At 69.6% G+C, this 398-nt stretch carries 1 protein-coding gene; it reads left to right on the top strand.

Translation table 11 applies throughout. The annotated features are described in order from the left end of the window. Positions 1 to 397, top strand: a 397-nt coding sequence (locus tag D7Y13_RS44395) for a proton-conducting transporter transmembrane domain-containing protein (RefSeq protein WP_279637224.1), incomplete at its 5' end; no start/stop codon positions are given. Position 398 lies beyond the last annotated feature (1 nt).

Genomic DNA, 398 nt, shown 5'->3' with positions numbered 1-398 from the left:
CCTCTTCACCATGGCGAACGTCGGCTTGCCTGGCACGTCGGGCTTCATCGGCGAGTTCCTGACCCTGCTGGCCGTGTTCCAGGTCAACACCTGGGTCGCCCTCGTCGCCACCACCGGCGTGATCCTGTCGGCGGCCTATGCGCTCTGGCTCTACCGCCGCGTGGTCATGGGCGACCTCGTCAAGACGACGCTCCAAGGCATCCGCGACCTCACGGGCCGCGAGCGGGCGATCCTCGCGCCTCTCGCCGTCATGACCATCCTGCTCGGCGTCTACCCGTCGCTGGTGACGGACATCATCGGCCCGTCGGTCTCGGCCCTCGTGGCCCAGGTCGAGACGGGCCCAGGCCGCGTGGGACCCCGCCACGCGCCTCGCCGCGAACTGAAGGACAGCGCATGAC

Origin of the sequence: Corallococcus praedator (assembly GCF_003612125.1) — a bacterium.
Taxonomy (GTDB): Bacteria; Myxococcota; Myxococcia; order Myxococcales; family Myxococcaceae; genus Corallococcus; species Corallococcus praedator.
Note: the sequence above shows the minus strand (reverse complement) of the source record. Positions and strands in the feature narration are given on the sequence as shown.